The sequence below is a fragment of the Janthinobacterium sp. AD80 genome (assembly GCF_002878455.1).
In the GTDB taxonomy this organism is placed as follows: Bacteria; Pseudomonadota; Gammaproteobacteria; order Burkholderiales; family Burkholderiaceae_D; genus Janthinobacterium.
Genome location: NZ_NRDQ01000335.1, coordinates 1 through 748 on the forward strand (window position 1 = coordinate 1; position 748 = coordinate 748).

A 748-nucleotide genomic window follows, 5' to 3' on the forward strand; every position below is an offset into this window, starting at 1 on the left:
GCCAGGGTGCTCTTGCCGGCGCCCGATTCGCCGATGATCACCAGCGGCACGCCGGGGCGCGCCTGGAAGTGCAGCTGGCGCAGCAGCTGGCGGCCATCGGCGTCGACGCAGAAAGCGCCCGCCGCTAGCATCGCGCGCGCTCGTCGAGGCCCTGGCCCAGCAGCGCCAGCGCGATCAGCAGCATGGCCAGGCATCCCCATGCCGCCAGAATCCAGGTGCGCGCGTCCGGGTGGGCCAGATAGGGCATGGCTTCATTGAGCATGCCGCCCCAGGTCGGGGTGCGCGGATCGGCCAACCCCAGGAAAGCCAGGCCCGCGTAGTGAAACACGGCGCGCCGCACCAGGGCGACGGCTTGCACGGCCAGCAGCCCCGCCATGGCCGGCCACACATGGCGGCGCAGCAGATACGTGCCCGATGCCGCCGCCAGGCGCGCCGCGTCCAGGCTCTCCTGGCGCCACACCTGGCGCAGGCGCAGGCGCAACGCGCGAAATTCCGCATCCCAGCCGAACACGGCCAGCATCGCCACCAGGGCCGGCACGCCAGGCTGCATGGCAGAGGCGATGACGATGAAGACCAGGGTCGACGGCAAGGCGCTGAACAGGTCAGCCAGCCGCAGCACGAGCGCGTCGGCGGCCGGCCAGGCCAGCCCGCACAGCGCCAGCAGCACGGCCAGCGCGATGCTGGCAGCGCTCACGGCCACGCCGATGCCCAGCGTGGGCAGCGCGGCGGCGGCCAGGCGCAGCAAGAC

At 73.0% G+C, this 748-nt stretch carries 1 protein-coding gene; it reads right to left on the bottom strand.

The genetic code is table 11. The annotated features are described in order from the left end of the window. Window positions 1-124 precede the first annotated feature (124 nt). A partial coding sequence (locus JaAD80_RS29225; protein ID WP_146012621.1) for an ABC transporter permease subunit occupies window positions 125-748 on the bottom strand: 624 nt, incomplete at its 5' end.